At 52.4% G+C, this 20,142-nt stretch carries 16 protein-coding genes and 1 pseudogene; 4 read left to right on the top strand and 13 right to left on the bottom strand.

Translation table 11 applies throughout. The features are described from left to right. Positions 1–537: 537 nt before the first annotated feature. From EJL04_RS00615 to EJL04_RS00640, 6 genes and pseudogenes are all read right to left on the bottom strand, one after another. Positions 538–3,717: pseudogene (locus EJL04_RS00615) on the bottom strand (N-6 DNA methylase); the annotation flags it as partial. Further along, positions 3,707–4,159, bottom strand: coding sequence for a DUF1896 domain-containing protein (locus EJL04_RS00620; RefSeq protein ID WP_004304266.1), 453 nt, complete (start codon positions 4,157–4,159; stop codon positions 3,707–3,709). The pseudogene EJL04_RS00615 and the gene EJL04_RS00620, both read right to left, overlap by 11 nt. Before the next feature lie 162 nt (positions 4,160–4,321). Next, the gene (locus EJL04_RS00625) at positions 4,322–6,409 is read right to left on the bottom strand and encodes a type IA DNA topoisomerase (protein ID WP_004291456.1); all 2,088 of its coding nucleotides are present in this window, start codon (positions 6,407–6,409) and stop codon (positions 4,322–4,324) included. A gap of 60 nt (positions 6,410–6,469) precedes the next feature. Further along, positions 6,470–8,041: a DUF3945 domain-containing protein gene (locus EJL04_RS00630; RefSeq protein ID WP_004291455.1), complete on the bottom strand. Its 1,572-nt coding sequence runs from the start codon at positions 8,039–8,041 to the stop codon at positions 6,470–6,472. 20 nt (positions 8,042–8,061) lie between these two features. Continuing rightward, on the bottom strand, positions 8,062–8,412 hold the full coding sequence (locus EJL04_RS00635; RefSeq protein WP_004291454.1) for a helix-turn-helix domain-containing protein: 351 nt from the start codon (positions 8,410–8,412) through the stop codon (positions 8,062–8,064). Positions 8,413–8,415: 3 nt separating this feature from the next. Next, a complete protein-coding gene (locus EJL04_RS00640; protein WP_004291432.1) occupies positions 8,416–8,841 on the bottom strand; it encodes a helix-turn-helix domain-containing protein in 426 nt (141 codons plus the stop codon). 138 nt (positions 8,842–8,979) lie between these two features. Here EJL04_RS00640 and EJL04_RS00650 point away from each other — a divergent pair, with 138 nt between their 5' ends. Continuing rightward, positions 8,980–9,279 carry a helix-turn-helix domain-containing protein gene (locus EJL04_RS00650; protein ID WP_004291426.1) on the top strand — a complete coding sequence of 100 codons (300 nt, stop codon included), beginning with the start codon at positions 8,980–8,982 and terminating at the stop codon, positions 9,277–9,279. 31 nt (positions 9,280–9,310) lie between these two features. Beyond that, a complete protein-coding gene (locus EJL04_RS00655) occupies positions 9,311–9,616 on the top strand; it encodes a helix-turn-helix domain-containing protein (RefSeq protein WP_004291424.1) in 306 nt (101 codons plus the stop codon). A 77-nt stretch (positions 9,617–9,693) separates the two neighbouring features. Here the strand turns inward: EJL04_RS00655 and EJL04_RS00660 are convergent, their stop codons facing one another. After that, positions 9,694–10,056: a hypothetical protein gene (locus EJL04_RS00660; RefSeq protein ID WP_004291423.1), complete on the bottom strand. Its 363-nt coding sequence runs from the start codon at positions 10,054–10,056 to the stop codon at positions 9,694–9,696. An 11-nt stretch (positions 10,057–10,067) separates the two neighbouring features. Next, positions 10,068–11,303: a site-specific integrase gene (locus EJL04_RS00665; RefSeq protein ID WP_004291422.1), complete on the bottom strand. Its 1,236-nt coding sequence runs from the start codon at positions 11,301–11,303 to the stop codon at positions 10,068–10,070. Between the two features lie 348 nt (positions 11,304–11,651). Here EJL04_RS00665 and EJL04_RS00675 point away from each other — a divergent pair, with 348 nt between their 5' ends. Beyond that, positions 11,652–12,326 (top strand): MgtC/SapB family protein, encoded by a 675-nt coding sequence (locus EJL04_RS00675; RefSeq protein WP_053397514.1) that lies wholly within the window; start codon positions 11,652–11,654, stop codon positions 12,324–12,326. Between the two features lie 309 nt (positions 12,327–12,635). Continuing rightward, positions 12,636–13,985 carry a DUF1593 domain-containing protein gene (locus EJL04_RS00680; protein ID WP_241209922.1) on the top strand — a complete coding sequence of 450 codons (1,350 nt, stop codon included), beginning with the start codon at positions 12,636–12,638 and terminating at the stop codon, positions 13,983–13,985. 558 nt (positions 13,986–14,543) lie between these two features. Here EJL04_RS00680 and EJL04_RS00685 read toward each other — a convergent pair. From EJL04_RS00685 to EJL04_RS00705, 5 genes are all read right to left on the bottom strand, one after another. Further along, positions 14,544–14,978: a PepSY-like domain-containing protein gene (locus EJL04_RS00685; RefSeq protein WP_053397515.1), complete on the bottom strand. Its 435-nt coding sequence runs from the start codon at positions 14,976–14,978 to the stop codon at positions 14,544–14,546. Between the two features lie 428 nt (positions 14,979–15,406). Then, the gene (locus EJL04_RS00690) at positions 15,407–15,853 is read right to left on the bottom strand and encodes a PepSY-like domain-containing protein (protein WP_053397454.1); all 447 of its coding nucleotides are present in this window, start codon (positions 15,851–15,853) and stop codon (positions 15,407–15,409) included. A gap of 111 nt (positions 15,854–15,964) precedes the next feature. Continuing rightward, positions 15,965–17,245: a sensor histidine kinase gene (locus tag EJL04_RS00695; protein WP_125103826.1), complete on the bottom strand. Its 1,281-nt coding sequence runs from the start codon at positions 17,243–17,245 to the stop codon at positions 15,965–15,967. Beyond that, a complete protein-coding gene (locus EJL04_RS00700; protein WP_053397456.1) occupies positions 17,242–17,919 on the bottom strand; it encodes a response regulator transcription factor in 678 nt (225 codons plus the stop codon). The genes EJL04_RS00695 and EJL04_RS00700 overlap by 4 nt, the downstream gene beginning before the upstream one ends. 84 nt (positions 17,920–18,003) lie before the next feature. Then, positions 18,004–20,064 (bottom strand): acetate--CoA ligase family protein, encoded by a 2,061-nt coding sequence (locus EJL04_RS00705; RefSeq protein WP_021853904.1) that lies wholly within the window; start codon positions 20,062–20,064, stop codon positions 18,004–18,006. Between the last annotated feature and the right edge of the window lie 78 nt (positions 20,065–20,142).

Below are 20,142 nucleotides of genomic sequence, written 5' to 3' on the forward strand. Positions count from 1 at the left end.
TATTAAATAATAACTCACTGTCTCCCTTCGCCATGTACAAGGCTTTCCCTTGCTCGGACTACTACGGAGACTCTGTTGTCATATAGGATATTCAGGGGGCAAACCCCATAGCCTTTCGGCATTCCTACTTAGACAATCCCCATTTAGACATATAGTAACATAGCTCAATAGATTGTCGGATGCGATTTTCGTCCTTTTCCGCTTATTGCGGCTGTTCTGCAATCGGTTTTCGGCTCTCGTACTTGAGGTAGGAAAGTAGAAGTATTGCAGCCCGACGTTTGTAACTATCTTCCGTCGGGGTTTACCAACTAACAACTCGGACTGTCGTTCAAACAGTATAGTCTTCATCCTCATATCTATCATTTCATTTAGACATTCAGTAGCAGCATGATAGTTAGCTGACTTATGCCGTTTCCAACATGCGACACTCCCCACCGCCTTTCGGCTAAGTGGATAAGTTGGCTAATGACCGGCGTTGAAAACCCTTGCCGGGTAGGTTGCTAAGCCTACATTTACTATATGCCCTTATGGGCGCAGCACCTCGTGGTCGCAAATTCCGCCGCCGTTCTGTTTCAACATCCAGACGCAATCCATCTGTGAGGGATAGACGCTCTTGATACCCCGGCTTGCCAGCCCTTTCAGGTTGAGGTCGGGAAAGGTCTGATGGGAGCCGTCGTAGCGCGGGCGCACGAAACAGTTGAACTTGCGGTTATACATCGTCACAAGCCGCTCCTTGAACTGCGGCGACTGCTCTTCGAGCCATTCGGAGAAGCCGTTTCGTATCTCGTCAATCTTGGCGTTGGCGAGTTGTATTCCCTCGCTGTCGCGCATCTTGATGTCGTTGCCATGCTCGTCCTTGCCGATGGACTTCATCATGTCAGGGCAGGTGTTGTGCAGGGCGTGTTTTAGGAGGTGCATACCGTCATAGTTCCGGTAATACCCCTTCACCAGAAACTCGTCCGTGATTTTCATGGTGCGGTAGCCGCACACCACCGAAAACTCGTCCATGCTTGCGGAATAGGCGATTTTCACCTCCGTGTCGAACAGCCGGCTCATGTAGGCGGCATAGACACCCGTCGGAATCCAGCGTTCCCCGAAATTGAAGTCCAGATCCTCGAAGGCGATGCGCTGCGGCTCGGCATCTTTCAGAGCCTCCAACGCCTGCTTCACCTCCGGCATACGCTCATTTTCGGGATTGTCACCCATCCATGCCTCTATGCGTTCCGCTTTCTCTATGACATTTCCGGCGATGAAACGGTCTTTGATTTCGTAACCGGTCACGAGCGGATTGTAGTAGATGCGCCCTTGCAGGGCAGTGAGCAAATCCTCCGCCGTGCTGTCGGTTATCTCCCGCATATAGTCGAGATTGACCGTACCATATTTGTTGAGCGACGCAGACAGGGCTTCTTCGGGAGAGCCTACGTTGGCATGGCTCTCCACCGCGAAGGAAACAGGATGCTCGAAGATGTCCGCCTTGACGAACTTTCCGTTTTCCATCCGTTCCAGCGAAAGGATGTCGCGCCCGCCCGCATCCATCATCACTAACTTCACGTTCTGCTTGGCGTTGAGGTTGCCGTAGCGCATGACAAACTCATCGTAACAGGTATTCAGATGCTCTCGCCACGGAACATTTGCCTCGCGCCGGAGCGATTCATAACGGTACAGACGCTCGTAGGCGTCACGCAGCGACACATACAACAACGCCTTTTCCTTCTGGTATCCTTTCAGGTCGAGCGGCTGGAATGTCGCCCCGTATGGCGTGATGTCTTTCAGGTAGCCGATGTTATGACGCCCCCGGTCAGCCACCAGCGACCCTTCGCGCAGGTGCATCTCCGGCGTGCGGTGGTAGGCACGCGGAGAAAGGTCCACGACTTCCTCCTTCGGCTTTTCCGCTTCGATGTCGGGGAAAAGGAAAGTCCCCACCGCTTCCGATGGGGTATCTGTAACGGCAGGTGCGGCGACTGCCTCCGGCTGTGTTTCCTCCTGTCGTGGCTGCTCACGGGAAGTTTCCGGCACGGCTTTCACTTCCGTCTTTTCCGCCACTTGTTTCTCTTTATGCTGCCTTGCCAGTTCCCGAAGTTCTTTCCTACGCTCCGGCGTCAAACCCATCATCATTTCATAGAAACCGTTGATGGGAGGATTGGTATCCCAGTCCAGTGTGGCATAGATGTCGTCCGGGTCGGCAGGCTTGGCGGTGTTCTCCGCTTTCACCTCCTTATTCTCCATTGCGGGTTTTGCAGTTGGAGCTGTCGGTGTAACCGTGACTTTCGGTTTGGGCGGAGTGGACTTTGCCGTAACTGCCTTTTTCACCGTCTTTTTCTTTTTGGAGGTTTTCGGTTGGCTGACCTCTTCCGTCATCCCCCAGAGGTCAAGCAGGGTGAGCTGCACGCCTGCGGAATATTGCGGGCGCGGTTCTATCTCCGGCTTTTCATCTGCGGGTTGCGGCTTTTCTGTCGGAGTTTCCACCGTCTGCGCCGAGGATACTGTTTCCAATTTTATGGCAGGACGCTCTACTTTATTTTGAACGGCAACTTTTTCTTCCGTTCCTGCCTGCCGGATTGAACCCGAATACAAGCGCATGGCAAGCCTGTAATGGAAATCCTCGTCGAGCATACGGCGCAAATCCCCGGCGATGCCTGCTGCCTTGCCCTCGTGCAGATAAACCATAGCGGGCTTCCCGTAGGGGTCTGTGTCAAGTTTCGCCATCGTATGCACGATGCGTTCCGGGTGGTGGATGAAATAGGCGTTGTCGGTCAGGGCGGTTTTCGTGTCCGTCTGTATCACGGTCATCAGCCGCTCGTCCTGCGACATTTCCTTCTTGCTGAGGTTCTTTTGCAGGACAATCAGGTCACTGCCCACCTCCGTGCCCGCGTTGTCCGTGAACAGGTTGTTGGGCAGGCGTATCGCGGATACCAGATTGGCCTGACTGAACAGCTCGTTACGCACGGAGGTCTTGGTGCTATTCAATACCCCTTGCGAGGTGATGAACGCCACGATACCGCCGTCACGCACGGCATCCAGTCCTTTGAGAAAGAAATAGTTGTGGATGGTTTTCTGGGCGGAGCGTCTGCCGAAAGAGTCGCTCCGCTGAAACTCCGCGTCGAACACGGCAATGTCACCGAACGGAATGTTGGACACCGCCAAGTCGAAATAATTGTTGAACGGTCTTTCGATTTTCTCAAAACCGCAGGTGCGCATTTTCTGGTCGGGATAGAGATGCCTCAAGATTGTACCCGTGAGCAGATCCTTCTCGAAAGCCATCACATCCGCATTGGGGCTGTGCCGCAGCATGGAATCCACGAACACGCCGACACCTGCCGACGGTTCGAGCATACGGGCGGGGCGGACGCTGTAATCTGCCAGCACGTCCGCGATGGTGTCGGTTATCTCTTTGGGGGTGTAGAAAGCGGTCAGCACGGACGCTTTCAGCGAATCCACAAACCGCTTGTACTCTGTTTCGTCCTTGCTGTTCTCACGGATAAGCCTGTGCAGCTCCACCGTCGGGGCGAACAGTTCGAGGTCGGATTTCGCCCACCGGACGGCATCCGTCAGTTCCTTTGCAGGGTTGAGGATACATTTCAGACCGCCGAAACCGCAGTACCTTTGAAGTATGGCACGCTCTTCGGTTGTCGCTGTCCTATTTTCCCTGTCAAGGATGAATGCCGTCCGTATCGCCTCGATGTTGTCCCGCAGTTTCTGTTTGCGGTTAAACGCCATATTCGTCTAAGTAAAGGACGGTTGCTCCCGTCAGCTCCGTGTAGAGCAGGTCGTAATCGGAAGACAGGGCGAAATTGTCATCCGAGAGGTCATAGACGGAGAACACGTTGCCGACAAGCGGCAGCAGTTTCAGGACAAAGGCTTCACGCTTCTCTTCCGGCACTTCATCGGCAAACTCGTTTTCCACGACTTCGCGGAGGATGGCGTAACGGGAATAATGCAGCCCGCGCAGCAGCGTGTCCATCGCCAGTTCCTGCGCACCATCGGCGGGATAGCCTTCAAGCCGTGCCCTCTCATACGTTTCGGCGGCACGGTCGGCCCGTTCCCGTATGAAAGCGGTGTCGTCAGCCTGTTCAAACTTGTTCGTGCGGAGATAGTCCAGCAGGTACAGACCGTAATAGGAAAAGTCGGTCTGACCCTCGTTTTTCTTCTTGTTGTTCATTACTTTGGATTTAGCGGATTGATAATTAACGGGATAATCGGTTGGAAAAAGGAAGAAAAAGGCACTCGGTATCCCTCCGAGTGCCACCACTAAATCCAAAGTATGAGTGTAATCCGGTATCGAAGAACAATTCATTACTCTGAACAAGTGGCAAAGTTAATACTATTTCTTCCGTCCTGAAAATTTCTTGTCCTTTTTAGCCTCCGGGAACACAAAAGTCGTGTTATATTCCCCGTCAAAGGCGACAACAGCATCGAAACTCTTGCCCTGTTTGCTCTTGAACCCTTTGAGCAGCTTGGTATGCCCTTCGGTGAGCAGGTCTTTGATTTCATCGTCGGACAGGGTGCGTCCCGCTTTCAGCCGGAACACGGGCAGTCCGCACTCCGTGTTGTCGCAGCGTACCACCTTGCCGTAGAACCGCATCCTGCCCGTGCCACACTTGGGACACGCGCAGCCGGAGTCACGGCTGCCGAAGAGCTTGTCGCACGAGATCAGTTCGGAGGTTATCTCACGTGTGTACGCCTCTATCTCCTTGCGGAAGGTGTCGTCGGACAGTTCCCCGCGCTCGATACGCGCCAGCTCCTTTTCCCATTCGCCCGTCATGGCAACATCGGCGATGCGCATCGTCTTGACGACGGAATTGAGGGCAAGTCCTTTTTCGGTGGGAACAAGCGACTTCTTGCAGCGTTCCATGTAACCGCGCTTGAAAAGCGTTTCGATGATGGAGGCGCGTGTGGCGGGAGTACCGATGCCACAGTCCTTCATCGCCTGCCGCAGTGCGTCGTCCTCAATTTCCTTGCCCGCCGTTTCCATTGCCGAGAGCAGGGTGGCTTCGGTATGCAGCGGCTTGGGTTTGGTCTTTCCTTCGGTAATGGACGAGCCTTTCGGTGTCAGCGTGTCGCCTTCCTGCCAGCCGGGGATGGTAATTTCCTCTTTTTCCTCGCCATAGACGGCACGCCATCCGGTTTGCTTCACGACGCTGCCTTTTACGGTAAACTCCACTCCGGCACATTCCGCCGTGACAGTGGTCACATCCTTGACGCATTTCTCAGAGAATGCCTCGACCATGCGCCCGGCAATCATCTGATAGATGGTATTGTCCTCTTTGGAGAGGAAGAGCGGTTTCTCACCCGTGACGAGCAGGGCATGGTGGTCTGTCACCTTGCCGTCGTCCACGCTGCGGCGTGTCGGGGCGGCTTTTGCCCGCACCTTGTCTTTCCATTCGGGCTGTGTGCCGATGAAAGCGAGCAGTTTGGGAATTTCGGCAAACACGTCTTCGGGGATGTAGCGGCTTCCCGTTCTCGGATAGGTTATCAACTTCTTTTCGTAGAGTTTCTGCGCGATTTCAAGCGTCTGTTCCGCCGTGAAGCCGTGCTTGGCGTTGGCTTCTTTCTGGAGCGTGGTCAGGTCGTAGAGCAAGGGAGTTTCCTCCGTCTTCTCCTTGCGCTCGGCTTTCGTGACAGTGGCGCAACCTGCCGCCTTTACCTTATTATATAGTTCCATCGCCGGTTCTTTCTCTTTCCATTTCTCGGAGGATGAGAATTTCACGACTTCGCCGTCGCAACCGTCCGTTGCGATATGGAGCTGCCAGAATGCTTCGGACGTAAAGCGGCGGTTCTCCCAGTAGCGTTCACATACCATAGCCAACGTTGGTGTCTGCACCCGCCCCACGGAATACGTGCCGTGTCCGGCGGCGATGGATAACGCCTGTGTGCCGTTGATGCCCACGAGCCAGTCGGATTCGCTCCGCGCTTTGGCGGCGAGGTAGAGGTTGTCGTATTTGCTGCCGTCTTCGAGTTTCCGCAGTCCCTCGCGGATAGCTTTGTCGGTGAGAGAGCTGATCCACAGGCGCACGAAAGGAGTGGTGCAACCCGTATAGTGGTAGAGGTAGCGGAAGATAAGCTCTCCCTCGCGTCCGGCATCGGTCGCCACGATGATATGTTCGCTTGTGTCGAACAGTCTTTTGATGACTTTTATCTGCGACACCACGCCGCTGTCGGGCTTGTAACCTTTCTCCGTCCTGACCTGACGGGGGACGAGCGTGAATGTGTCGGGAATAATCGGGAGGTTGTCACGGACAAATCCGCGCACGCCGTAGCCGTCGGGCATGGCAAGCTGAACGAGGTGTCCGAATGCCCATGTCACGGCATAACCGCCTCCCTCGAAATATCCTTCCTCTCTCTTTGTCGCGCCCACGATGCGGGCGATTTCACGTGCCACGGAGGGCTTTTCTGCAATGATTGTCTTCATGTCTTCTTCTTTTTTGTTGATACTTTGGATTTTATTTTGGATTCAGTGGCGGACACGGGATTACATTTTCATGCCCTTGCCCGTTTTCTTCTGCGGCTTCTCCTGCTGCTGTTGCTGGCGGGCGTCCTTCGGGTTGGTCTGACCTTTCTGCAACGGCTCTCTCAGATTCTTTGTAGCCTCGTTGGTCTTGCCATCGTTGTTCACCGCCACCTGCGTGCGGCTCTCGTTGGACGGAGCAACCTGCTGTGCATTGTCAGGGTTCGTGTCGTAGCGGTACGGGCGTCCCTTCTCCGGGTTGAACTTGATATACATCGTGGCATGGAAGCCCTGCTTGTCGGTCACGTTCTCCAGCTTCACGGCTTTACCCGCCACATAGTCGGCTTTCTGCTGGTCGGTGAAGCTCACGCCGCTCCATTTGCTGATGGGGCGGATGCTGCCGTCCTCGTTCGTCCACGTGTTGCGGCGTTGCTCCTTCTTGGTCTGTGCGGCATTTTCCCCGCCCTGCGCCTGACTTTTCGATGTGTCGCCTTTGGTTTCCTGTGTCTGTGCGGTACGGGGCGACTTGCCGGTTCCCGGCACGAACTCCACGCCGCGCTGCTCCACGTTCACTTGCAGGGTGGTGACGAACTTTCTGCCGTCGTTGCGCTCGATGAGCTTGTCGCGTACGGGCAGTCCGGCGCGGAGCATGTCCCGCTCCTGCGTGGTGATTTCCGTCTTGCCGATGCGCTCCGGGATGCGCACCCTGCTTGCCGGAATGTCCGTGATTTCATTCGTCTTGCGGTCGATGCTGATGTAGGAGGGGATGATCTCGCCCGTTTCCCTGTCCACAATGTCCACGACCCTACCGAGATTGCCCGTTTCGCGGAGGTTCTTCCGGTCATTGTCGGAGAATTTGTGTTCCTTGTACTCATCCAGCTTCTGCTCCTTGCGGATGAAGTGCGGCACGAGGCTGATGTTTCCCTCACCGTCCTTCTTGAAGGAGAGGCGGGCGTCCAGCTCGAATGATTCGCCGCCGAAGGTCGGTTTGACCTTTACCAAGTCGGACTTGCCATAGTTGAGCATCTTCGTAAGGTCGCCGGACTTTTCAAGGTTGTCCCGCTTTACGCCCCATCTGTCCTCCAGCTCCTGCCAGTTGATTTTACTCTCGTCGATGGGCTGGTAGCCACGTTTGCCCTGCATCTGTTCGGATTTGTCCTGTTGCTGTTCTTTCCGTTGTTCCATGTTCTCCTGTTTTTGAGGTTCTTGTTTCTCTGTCTGTTGTGCTGCCATCTCTTCCTGCACCTTCTTCTCATAGTCGGAGGTGTCCACCTTGTGAGGGGCGAGCAGCTCCTTGTTCGCTTCGGGGTCTTTCAGCAGTTGCTTCATCACCTCTAAGAGATTTTCAGCTTGGTCTGCCGCAATGCGGTAGAAACCGAAGCGGCTGGGTTCCTTGCACTGCCGGAAGAAGTTCTTGAAGAAGTTGTCCAGCACGTCGCCATGTCGGTCGAATTGCAGGAAACTCTGCGCGTTCTCCGCTTTTGCGGGGGTGCGCTTGGGTGTGCCGTCCGCGTTCAGCCCGGCTACCACGCTGATCTCGCCTGTCTTCTCGTCACGGACTACCAGCACGTCCTTTTCGTCTTTTTTCTTTGCCATCTGAAAAATGTTTTAATGGGTTATTTATGAAAGAAATTATGGATACGAGCCTTGTAGAAGGCTATATCTTCCTTTTTGAAGTCCTTGATATGGTTGGAAAGGAATGTCAGCACGTCCTCCTCGCTGTAATAGGTCTTCTTGCCCAGCGTCTTGTAGGGCAATGCGCCTACGCTGCGGTAGCGTTGGAGGGTGCGTTTGCTTATCTGGAGCAACATGCACAAATCCTGATTGTCGAAAAGGCGGATGCTTTCCGTGATAGTGGGCTGTTTCCCCTCAGCCTTCATCGCCAGCAGCAGTTCGTCCTGACGGTCGAGCCGTTCCATCAGCTTCTGCATCCAGCCCTCGAAGTTGTTTCGTGTGAGCAGTTCCATGACCTATGTCCTCCTTCCTTTTGGTTTGCCGCCCGTGCGCAGCGTGTGGTTGTGGAACAGGGTGTCTATTGTCCCTTCCTCGTTCCTTACTGTGTTGTCCTCCAATAGCCGCAGTATCTCGGAAAGGCGGTAGCGGCAGCTTCCGCGTACCACCACATACTCGATACGGTGGTCGGTGCGCATACGCTGCATGGTGCGCTTGCTCACGTTGAGCATCTTCGCCGCCTGTGCCGTGTCAAGCAGCTTGTCTTCGGTTTCCCGCTTCCGTTTCTTCTCGTCCCTTGCCTCGCGGATGTACCCTGCGATGTTCGCAATCTGCGCCATCATCTCCTTGTAGGCGGAACTTTCCATTGTTATCACTTTCATGTTCAGTCCTTTCTTTTTGTTTCTGCGACAAAATTCGGCAATAAACAAAAGGGGCTTTAACAACTCACTACGTGACTCACGTAAGATTTTTGCGGAAGATGGCTCCGTAACCCGGTCAAACGGCGCAACAGGCAGCCTTTCAGCGGAAAACGATACGTCTTGTATGCCGTTTCGTTACCTTTGCGGCAAACTCTAAATGACATGAATATGGAAATAGTATCTATCGAGAAAAAGACTTTCGAGATGATGGTGGCGGCATTCGGCGCACTCTCGGAGAAGGTCGCCGCCCTGAGGCGCAAAAGCGACACGGGGCGCATGGAAAGATGGCTCACGGGCGAGGAGGTCTGCGGGCAGTTGAGAATAAGCCCGCGCACGTTGCAGACGCTGCGTGACAGGCGGCTTATCGGCTACTCGCAGATAAACCGCAGGTTCTATTACAAGCCAGAGGAGGTGAAGCGGCTGATACCGCTTGTCGGCACGCTCTATCCGCACGGCAGATGATTTGATTTATTCACCCACTGAATCCGAAGTTATGATGAACGAGAACAACGATGTTTTTACGATGGAAGACGAGCCGATAGCCTCTGTGGTGCAGGATATGCGCAAAGGCTCGAAATGGCTGTCCGCATTTCTGGAAAGCTACCGTCCTCCGCTGGACGGGGAACGTTACCTGACGGACGGCGAGGTGTCGGAACTGCTCCGTGTGAGCCGGCGCACCTTGCAGGAATACCGCAACAACCGCGTGTTGCCCTTCATACTTTTGGGAGGGAAGGTGCTTTACCCGGAAACGGGGCTGCGCGGGGTACTGGAAGCGAACTACCGCAAGCCGCTGGAGTGAGGCGGTTTCATGAAAAAGTAAACGGGTGACACCTTTTGTGGTGCTACCCGTTTACTTGTCTTATGGGGTATGTGCAATCAGCAATACCCGGCTTTTCCGTTCTGTATGAACATCACGTATGTCTGCCGTTTCTCTTGTGAGAGTGCCTTTCCCACCAGCCATGTGCGGAACAGGTGGGTGTTGTAGGTATTCACCCTGAAAGCGACCGGGATGATGATTTCAAGGGCGTACACGTCCGCGTGCAGCCCGTTTTCAAGCTGCATGTAGCGGCACACCTCGTAGTCGTTCAGCACGTCCGACTTGCGGACGGCTCTGATGGCGGCGTTCACTGCCGGGACGGTCGTATGGAACAATCCGGCTATTTCGGTGGCGGTCATCCACACGTCGTTACCGGTTACGCTGACTGCCTTGTCCTCGATGATGATTGTGTCACGTTTCATGGCTTTTCTTTTTAGATGGTGCAACCTGCAAATTCCTCGACGCCGTTCAATCTTGCGGCAAGGTTCTCCATGTCCTGATTGAGCTTCTCTTTGGTTATCTTTGCGTAAATCTGCGTCGTCTTTATGCTCTTGTGTCCGAGCATGGAGCTGACCGTTTCGATGGGAACACCGTTGGAGAGGAATATCGTCGTGGCTGCCGTGTGGCGGCTCTGATGCCACGTGATATGCTTGGTGATGCCGCAACGCTTGGCGACGGCACGGATACCGGCAAGGCACGTGTTATAATGCGGAACGGGAAATATCCTGCCGTCCCCGCACAGTCCCCGGTATTTGCCGATTATGCGGTTGGCGATGTCGAGCAGGCGGATGTTGGACACCACGCCCGTTTTCTGGCGGTTGATGTTTATCCACTCGTGTTCGTCGAAGTAGGTGCGGATATTCTCTTCCGTAAGGTTGCGCATATCCGCGAACGACAGCCCCGTGAAGGCGCAGAACAGGTAGAGGTCGCGGTACAATTCCTGTTTGGCGTTTTTCAGTTTCCCCTCCATCAGCAGGCGGATCTCATCTTTGGTCAGGAAACTGCGTGTTGTTTCCTCCTTCTTGATTTCATACTCGCGGAACGGGTCGCGCGTCAGCCACTCGTTGTTGATGGCGATGAATACCATCGTCCGTAACGGGCAGACGTACAGCCACACGGTATTGGTGCAGCAGTGCTTGTCCGTGCGCAGGAACATCTCGAAGTCGGAGATGAAAGCCGGGGTAAGCTCTTTTAGGGCGATGTCCTTCACATGGTAGCGGATGTCGAGGAACTCTTGCATGTGCTTGTAAACGGTGCGGTACTTCAGCAGCGTGCCTTTGGCTTTCATGCCTGCCTCCACCTGCTTCTCGTAGTCCTCGTTGTGCTGGCGGAACACCTGCATCAGCGTGTGGTAGCGGTGTTCCAGTCCGAGAAAGGCGTTCTTCACCTTCTCCGCCGTGACGAAGTTGTCACGCTCCATGATTTCCTGATAATGCCTGTTGATGCGTACCCGCATCTTGTCAAGCATACGGTTCGTTTCGAGTGCCGCCGTGCTTCTGCCCGTGACACGTCCACCTTTGGTGTCCCACAGTTTCGGATCGACAGTCAGTTTGCAGCTGAACTGTGTCTGGCTGCCGTCCACCGTGATGCGTCCCATGACGGGAACTGTCCCGTCCTTTTTCACTACCTGACGCTTGAGGTAGTAGATTACTGAAAATGTACTCTTCATTGTCCTTAATTTTTGGGTTTCAAAATTAGTTGGTGAAGAGTCCGGTGTTGGTACGCAAAACGGGGAGGAACGGCGCAATCTTTTTCCGTAACCTGATTTTTCGCATGAGTTATGGATAACTCACTATTCCTTAGAGCCTTGTTTCGCTATTCGTACCCGTTTGTCGCATTTTCGGGCATGGTTACGAACAAGTAACGTAGCGGCGTCAGGATTTGGCTTCGGCAGGGATTGTAATGGCTTCACGGATTATCGCCACTTCAACCAAAACCCTTGTAACTCAATTCTATCACTATATCTTTCCGCATTTCACTTTTTTGTAGTAACTTTGCATAAAATAGTTATATGCTTATGTTTACTACTACCGAATTCATCTTGCGCATAGCCATTGCCGGTGTGCTGGGCGCTGCTGTCGGCCTTGAGCGGGAGCTGCGGGCTAAGGAAGCCGGTACGCGTACACATTTTCTTGTGGCGATGGGGTCGGCTCTTTTCACCATCCTTTCACAGTATGGCTTCGACGAGTCGCTGAAAATCTACAGCTCGTTTGCCTCTTTCGACCCGTCGCGTATTGCGGCTCAGGTGGTTACGGGTATCGGATTTATTGGTGCCGGCACCATAATCTTTCAGAAACATGTGGTGAAAGGGCTTACCACGGCTGCCGGACTATGGGCTACTGCTGCCATAGGCATGACTGCTGCCACCGGGCTTTATGCCCTCGCCATAGGCAGCACGGTGCTTGTGCTGTGCTGTCTTGAGGTGTTCTCCTTTGTGGTTAACCGTTTCGGAATGAAAAAGATAGCCGTAACGTTTTCCACACGTAGCCATGACACAGTGCGTCAGCTGCTCAGCGAGCTGCAGGCTGATGGCGTTGACTTTGACAACTACGGGATGAAGCAGATTGTGGTTGACGGAGAACGGCAATATGAGGTTACGCTCGAGATGAAGCTGCGCCGCAGGAATTACCGCACCCGCATTCTCGATTTTGTCAAGGAGTTCAACGGAGTAAGCATCGAACTCATAGAATAGCCTGTGTCAGGCTCATGCCGTGTCCGGTCGTCAGGCAATCTGCCTACTGCATTTTTATCCTTTTTGTGCCTTGTCCTGATTTCGGGGCGATGTGCAGAAAGGTTATTTTTTGTGAAACAGAATTACCGGCTTGATTGTTTTCGTATGGATATGATAATTTTTTTGTATCTTTGAAAAAGATATGAAACGGCTAGGCAAAGTCTGCTTAAAAATCACAGGTTTCTTATCTGTCATTGCACTTGCCTTTTGCCGTATTTGTATATAACGTCAATAACATATAAAGATTTTTTATCATCAATTTTATTATCCATGATTAAACACAATTCCTTATTCAGATTATTATTTATTCTTTTATCATCTTCATTCATGCTTGCCGCCCCTTCGTGCTTGTTTGCGGAGAAGCACAGGCTAATCGTTACTACCGACATCGGCGGAACCGATCCCGACGACGAGCAGTCTATGGTGCATCTCTTGCTCATGTCTGATGATGTTGACATCGAGGGACTTATATGTAACGTGGCATTTGTGAAGACGCCTCTGGGCTTGCCCGTGCTGAATAAGATTATAGATGCATACGAGAAGGCTTATCCTAATCTTATTGTTCACGACAAGGGCTATCCTTCGGCCGCCAGTCTGCGCTCTGTAGCCGTTGCCGGTCAGGCTGGAGTGGGCATGGCCGACGTAGGTGAGGGACACGACACTCCGGGCTCAGAACTCATAATACGTGCCGTTGACAGCAAAGATCCCCGCCCGGTATGGGTTAACGCATGGGGAGGCATGAACACGGTGGCTCAGGCGTTGTGGAAGGTGAAGCACACAAGGGGTGCGGCAGATGTGGCCAAATTTGTGTCGAAGCTGCGCATCTATGACGTGCTTGGGCAGTGTGATGCCGGAGCATGGATAGCCAGAACCTTTCCCGACATCGTATATCTTCGCAATACTGCCGTGTACGGCTGGGCGCCGTCAGACAGTTGGGTAGACGACAATGTGCAGAAGTATGGCCCTCTCGGCGCTGCTTATCCTGACAGGATGTGGGCCACAGAGGGCGACAGCCCTGCCTTCATGTATCTTGTTGACAACGGGCTGAATGTGCCGTCGGAGCCTGAATACGGCGGCTGGGGCGGACGCTTCGGCACGGAAAAGGTGGCAGGTGTAAGAGGTATGGACTGGGTTGAGAAGAATAATCTTGACGAGAAACAATATGATCCTTACTATATGTTCACCAATTCGGGCGAGGGCAGTGAGGCAATTGCCCGATGGAAGACAGCCATACTGAACGATTTTGCGGCACGTGTAAAATGGAGTGTGTGTGCTGACTATAATGATGCCAACCATCATCCTGTAGTACGTTTCAGTGACGAGAATACTGACACCAAGGCTGTGAGATATGTTGACGCTAAGCCCGGCGACCGGCTGCAGTTCGACTTTTCGGGCTCTTATGATCCTGACGGCAACGAGATAAGCTACAGGCTTTATGTCTATGATGACGCTACCGACTGCGGTCAGCGTCTTGAAGTGAGCGATGCTGCCACGGCGCGTCCGTCTTTGTCAATACCGGAATCAGTGTCAAAGGCTACGATACACCTCATTCAGGAAGTTACAGACAACGGCAGTCCGGCTCTGACGTCATACCGTAGGATAGTCGTCAGGGTGAAATGAGCAGCGTGGTACCTGGCGTTATACTGATGAAGTAAAACTATTTTCTTAAAAAACTCATCACTCGTCACATTCGCATATAATGCGCTGATTGTCAATGATTTGAAGCGTGATGAGTTAAATTCTCAACTCATCACATAACAATGTCAGGGCGTGGCGTGACGAGTTGAAAGGTCAACTCATCACAGTATATCCTGTTGATATCCAGAATGTTACGCAGGAATGTGACGAGTGATGAGTTTTTTAAGAAAATATTTTCTGCCTACAGTGTGCCGATGTATATTCGTATTGCATGCCCTAATGTCGTCTTTTGCATTATGAAAGGTGCCCTTTTGCCGTGTGAAAGACGGCATATTGCAATGCAAAAGGCCGTCTTTTGGAGGGCAATATGCCGCATATGTACGGATGAACGGTAAGGAATTATACGGCAAGAGCACGCCTCACATAAAGTCGGGAGGTGTGCTCTTGCATTATTATCTAGATTGTAGATATATCGTTTTCAGTATGTCATGCGTCGGCCATGGTGCCTGTTGCTGTTTGCTTTTATAGAATGTAGGTTTATCATTCAATGTCTATGACCTGGAATTTCTTGTTGAACGTTATCTCTATGCGGTTCGACAGGTCTATTTCGTATTCCTTTGCGTCTCTTTCAATCTTAATTATTATGCACCCCGGATAGTTCTTCTTGACATACGAACTTATTTGCGGCGGAACTATGCTTGCCGGCACGGCCGAGCGCTTGCAGCTTATTTCGGTCCAGTTGCCGTTGCTGTCAAACTCTATTTTCTCACCGTTGGTGAAGATAACGGTATATTCTTTTGAGAAGAATCCCGATTCCACTTTCGCCAAGGCCACCTTCTTGTTGCTGAAGTGCCTGCTGAGCAGCTGCTGTGCATTATGCGGCATCTGGCTTACACTGATAGGTTTCTCGTTGCCGGCCGCGGCATTTAGTGTTACGGCCAGGAGCAATGTTATCATCATTGCAGCTTTTTTGATGTAATCTTTCATAATGTATTCTGCGGGTTTTGTTAAGTTACTGTCTGTCATATAGAGATTATCCGGCTTGTCCCGGAGGGTTGCCTCTGCCCGTTTGCCACATTGCCGTCTGCTGTTTTGTTGCCTTTCCGTTTTATGTCATATGTCTGTTTGTCCGTTTTGACGCAGGCGTAGCTGGCTACGTCAACGCAAAATGGTCAAACAGACTGCGGCAAATACACAAAGTGTAATATATCAGTCGGCATACGCCTGTGGGCTAGCCCGGCGCAGCCTTATGGCTTACTTGGGGCAAAGCTGGCAGACATGTGCCTTGCGTTGTTGCTGTGGCTCTGTCTGTCAGCTTTTTGCAGTTCTGACGCCTTAAGGCTGCTATAGCGCCGGTTTTGTCATTGCAGGCATCAGATGCTTTATTGTCATGTCAGTTTTATTTAGTCGATGTCTATGACAACGAAGTTCTTGTTGAAGGTTATCTCCATGCCGTTGGCCAGATTAACCTCATATTCGTTGTTGCCCTTTTCAAGCTTCAGCACCTTTACTCCCGGATAGTTGGATTTCAGGTAGCTTGCTATTTTTGCGGGGATGAGCTTTGCCGGCACGGCTGAGAGCTTGCAGTCAATCTCTTTCCAGTTGCCTTTCTTGTCAAACTCCACCTTCTCGCCGCTTGTGAACACAACCTCGTAGTTCTTGTCTAACAGTCCTGTCTCCTGCTTTGCCATAGCCACCTTCTTGCCTGCGAAGTGACTTTTTATCACCTGCTGCGAAACAGCCGGAAGCTGACTTACTGCTATTGGCTTGTCGTTGTCGGCAACAGCTTTAACCTGGAACGCTATCATGCAAACTAATGCAACTACACATGTCTGGATAATTCTTTTCATAATCTTCTTTTTTTTAGGGTTTGTAATCATTGTTTGTTCTTTTGTTTGATGCAAAGATGCAAGGGGTTTCTGAAAAGAATCTGAAAAAACGGTTCGGAATCAGGTTTTTAACTAATTTTTGCTTTTCCTTATTTCGAACGCATGTTTTCCGTTGCTGAAGCTGTAGGTTATCTCCATGCCGTACTGCGAGCAGATGGCCTTGACGATGGCAAGTCCCAGTCCGGTTGACGATTTCTTGCCGGCTGAATGATAGAAGCGTTCAAATATCTTGTCGCTGTCAAGCCGCTCGGGCTGTCCGGTGTTCTCTATCTTTATGTGTGAGCTGTCCGACGTGATGTTTATCTCGCCCCCTTCTATGTTATGCACAAAGGCATTTTTCACGAGGTTGGTCATCAGCACGTTGGCCAGCTGCTCGTCCATGTCTGCCACGGGAGCCTCTTCGCACATGTTGCTGACGGTTATCTTCATGCGCGAGTATACTGGTTTCAGATTGTTTACGGCATGCGCCGTAACCTCCTTAAGGCTTACAGGTCCGTGAGCGGCAAACTGTCCGTTGTCTATCTTGCACAGAAGCAGCAGCGAGCGGTTGGTCTCCGTCAGCTCTTTCAGTGTGTGCAGCGTCTTTATTATCTCCGCCATCTGGTTCTCCGTAAGTCCTTCTTCGTCGAGCAGCATCTCGAGCCTGTTGCGGCATACGGCCAGCGGCGTCTGCATCTCATGCGACGCGTTGGCTATGAAGAGCTTCTGCTGTTCATATTGCTTCTCGTTTCGCTCAATGCTCCTCATCACCGTTTCGTTGAGCTTTCTGAATTCGGTTATCCTCGTGTCGTTCTCCAGCGGCTTTATGTTCTTGCCGAGCTTATACGTGTCGAGCCATCCGAAGAGCCTTTTCAGCGGTTTCATGCTGTGCCTGATGGTCCACAGATTGACGATTATCATGCCCGTGAGCAGACCGAAATACAGCACCACAAGCCATATGAAAATAGAGTTTTTAAGGTTCTGCTTGTCTATCGTTGGCGTGAACACCGTAAGCTCATGATACTTGTCGTCGTTCGACTTGAAGATATACGTTACGGCCCTTGTCTGTTCAAACTTGTTGTCGTTGGGCACATACGTCTCCATGTCGCGGTATCTTATGTGCGAATGGCTCTCGGCATACTCGTCCGACACGGTGTGTATATAGTAGTTGTTGCCTGCGCCGTTGTGGGTGTCGGGCAGGGGCACTCCTGCCAGATAGTCGGTTATGAGCGCTTCGGCATAGCTCGTCAGGCTGTCGTCGGTCTTGTTGTTGATTTCTTTTATTATCGCAAAATAGAAGCCTACGGCCCACAGGGCAATGCCTATGGCCTTTAGCACCGACAGTCTGAAGGTTAGGACGTTCTGCAGCTTCATACCTTAATGAGCTTATATCCGAAACCGTATATCGTCTTTATCTCGATGTCGGCGCCAGCCGTCTTCAGCTTTTTGCGCAGGTTTTTTATCTGTGCATATATGAAGTCGAAGTTGTCGGCCTGGTCGATGTCGTCGCCCCACACGCCTTCGGCCAGCGTCTGCTTCTCTATCAGGCGGTTTGCCCGGTTGACAAGATAGTGAAGGATTTCATACTCCTTTCGTCCGAGGTCGATGTCCTGTCCGTTCACCTCCACCTTGAATGTGTCGGGATGGATGGTCACGTTGCCGAACTTTATGTTGTTCTCGCCGTTCTGTGTGTGGCGTCTCATCACGCTCCTGATGCGTGCGTGCAGCTCAGCCAGATGGAAGGGCTTAGCCAGATAGTCGTCGGCGCCGAGTTCGAGTCCGGCCACCTTGTCGTCGATAGAATCCTTTGCCGATATTATGATGACGTTCTTGCGCTTGCCGCGTTCTGCCAGTTCTCTCATCAGGTTAAGGCCGTTGCCGTCGGGCAGCATAATGTCCAGCAGTATGCAGTCGTATTCATAAATAAACAGCTTGGTGTGAGCCGTAGCGTAGTCGGGGGCTGTCTCCACCACGTAGCGCTCTTTTTCGAGCGAGCGTACAATGATGTCTCTCAGGTCGGCGTTGTCTTCTATTACGAGTATCTTCATTTCCTTTAAATATAAGTTTTATGCCAGGGGCATTTAATGAACGTCGGGCGGCATCTGCCGACGCCGCCCGATGGTTTGTTATTGTTATTTTTCAATACGTATTCTGGCGTCTACTGCCGTAACGTTGTCTTCGTCGGCCAGCAGCGGGTTGATGTCGAGCTCCTTTATTTCGGTGGTAAACCTCAGAAGTGTTGACAGGCGCACGATAATCTCTGCATACTTCTGCTCGTTGAGACCCTTCTGTCCGCGCGTACCCTTTATTATCTTGTATGCGCGCAGAGAGCGTATCATTGAGTAGGCCTCGTCGTAAGACAGAGGAGCAAGTCCGCTTGAAACGTCCTTCAGCACCTCGACGAATATGCCGCCGAGTCCGCACAATACGATGTGCCCGAAGCGCGGTTCGTATTTGGCTCCGATAAACAGCTCCTTGCCTTTGATCATCTTCTGCACCATGATGGCCTTTGCGCCTTCAATCTTCATCATGCGGTCGAACTCCATTTCGAGATGTTCCGCACTCATTATGTTGAGCGCAACGCCGCCCACGTCGCTCTTGTGTACAGGGCCTACGACCTTTGCCACTACCGGATAGCCAACCTTGTCGGCAAATGCAGTAAGTTCGCCTTTAGAGTCGCTCACCATTTCGGGCACCATAGGGATGCCTGCGCACTCGAATATCTGATGCACCAGTTCGGGGGCGATGTATCCGTCTTCCTTGATGCCTGCTATAATCTCTCTTATCCTCGGGATGTCAACGCCGAAGAGTTCTATCTCGGGTGATGCCGGCTTTGGCGTCTTCATAATCTGTGTGAGGGCTGTTGCGAGCGTAACCTCGTCGCTGAAGTTTACGTGTCCCTTCTTCAGGAACTCTGCCACTTCCGGTCCTGCTGTGTGCAGACAAGGCAGGATGGGGAATATAGGCTTCTTGCACTCCAGAATCTTCTTGTGCAGCACGTCGTAAGCCTCATACAACTGGACGAGGCCCGGTGTGCCGAAGATTACGAATATGGCGTCGATGTCCTTAAACTTGTTTTCGCAGTAGTCGATGGCTATGCCCAGATGCTCGGGTGTTCCGGTTGCAAGGATGTCGATGGGGTTAGCCACTGATGCTCCGGGGAAGAGCAGGCTCTTCAGCTCGTCGGCGTCGGGACCTTCAATCTTCGGAACGTTGAGTCCGCCTTTAGACAGCGCGTCGGTAAGCATCACGCCGGGGCCTCCTGCGTGGGTTACGATTGCAAAGTTGCGGCCTGTGAGCGGCGGAAGTGTGAAGATACAGCCCACGGTTGTGAGTTCCTCTCTTGAGAAACAGCGCACGATGCCCGCCTTGCGGAACAGTGCCTCTACGGCTGAGTCGCTGCTGGCAATGGCTCCTGTGTGCGATGATGCGGCACGGCTTCCGCTCTCGCTGCTGCCGGCCTTGATGGCTGCTATGCGGCATCCCTTGCGTATGAGCGATGAGGCGTGGAAGAGAAGCTTGTCAGGATTGCTCACGTTCTCGATGTAGAGCAGCTTGACGTGTGAGTCTTTTTCCGGGTCGAAGTTCTCGTCCATGTATTGCAGCACGTCCTCGATGCCGATCTGCTTGCCGTTGCCGATGCTCCATACAGAGTTGAACGGCAGGCCCTTTGTTACGGCCGACTCGAGGATAAACACTGCCGTTGCGCCCGAACCGCTGATGAAGTCGACGCCTTTTTCGTGCAGTGTAGGTATTGGTTTGGTGAACACGCTGTGATGCCATGAGTTGAGCAGACCGATACAGTTAGGTCCTATGAGTGCTGCTCCGTGGCGTTCGCAGGTGTCGAGTATGTGTTGTTCGAGCTTTGCTCCCTCCTTTGTCTCCTCGCCGAAGCCTGCAGATATTATTATGAAGGCCTTTACGCCTTTGTCTTCAGCCAGGCGGTCTACTGTTTCGGGGCACATGTGCGATGGTATTACGAGAATAGCCAGGTCGGTGGGCGGCAGTTCGCTTATGTCGTGAAATGCCTTTACGCCTTGCACTTCGTCTTCTTTAGGGTTGACAATGCGCAGAACGCCTTTGTAGCCTCCGTTGATAATGTTGCGCACGATGGCGCCTCCGGGTTTGTGAACGTTGTTTGAGCCGCCGATTACGACGATGCTCTCCGGGTGCAGAAGTTGTCGGTTAATCATGAGTTTTATGTTTAGGGTTAATAGGGTTTTGCCGCTTGCGCCCCCTTGCTGTAGCGGGAGCGTTGTGGCGGCTGTTAT

The sequence above is a fragment of the Prevotella marseillensis genome, assembly GCF_900625065.1.
GTDB lineage: Bacteria > Bacteroidota > Bacteroidia > Bacteroidales > Bacteroidaceae > Prevotella > Prevotella rara.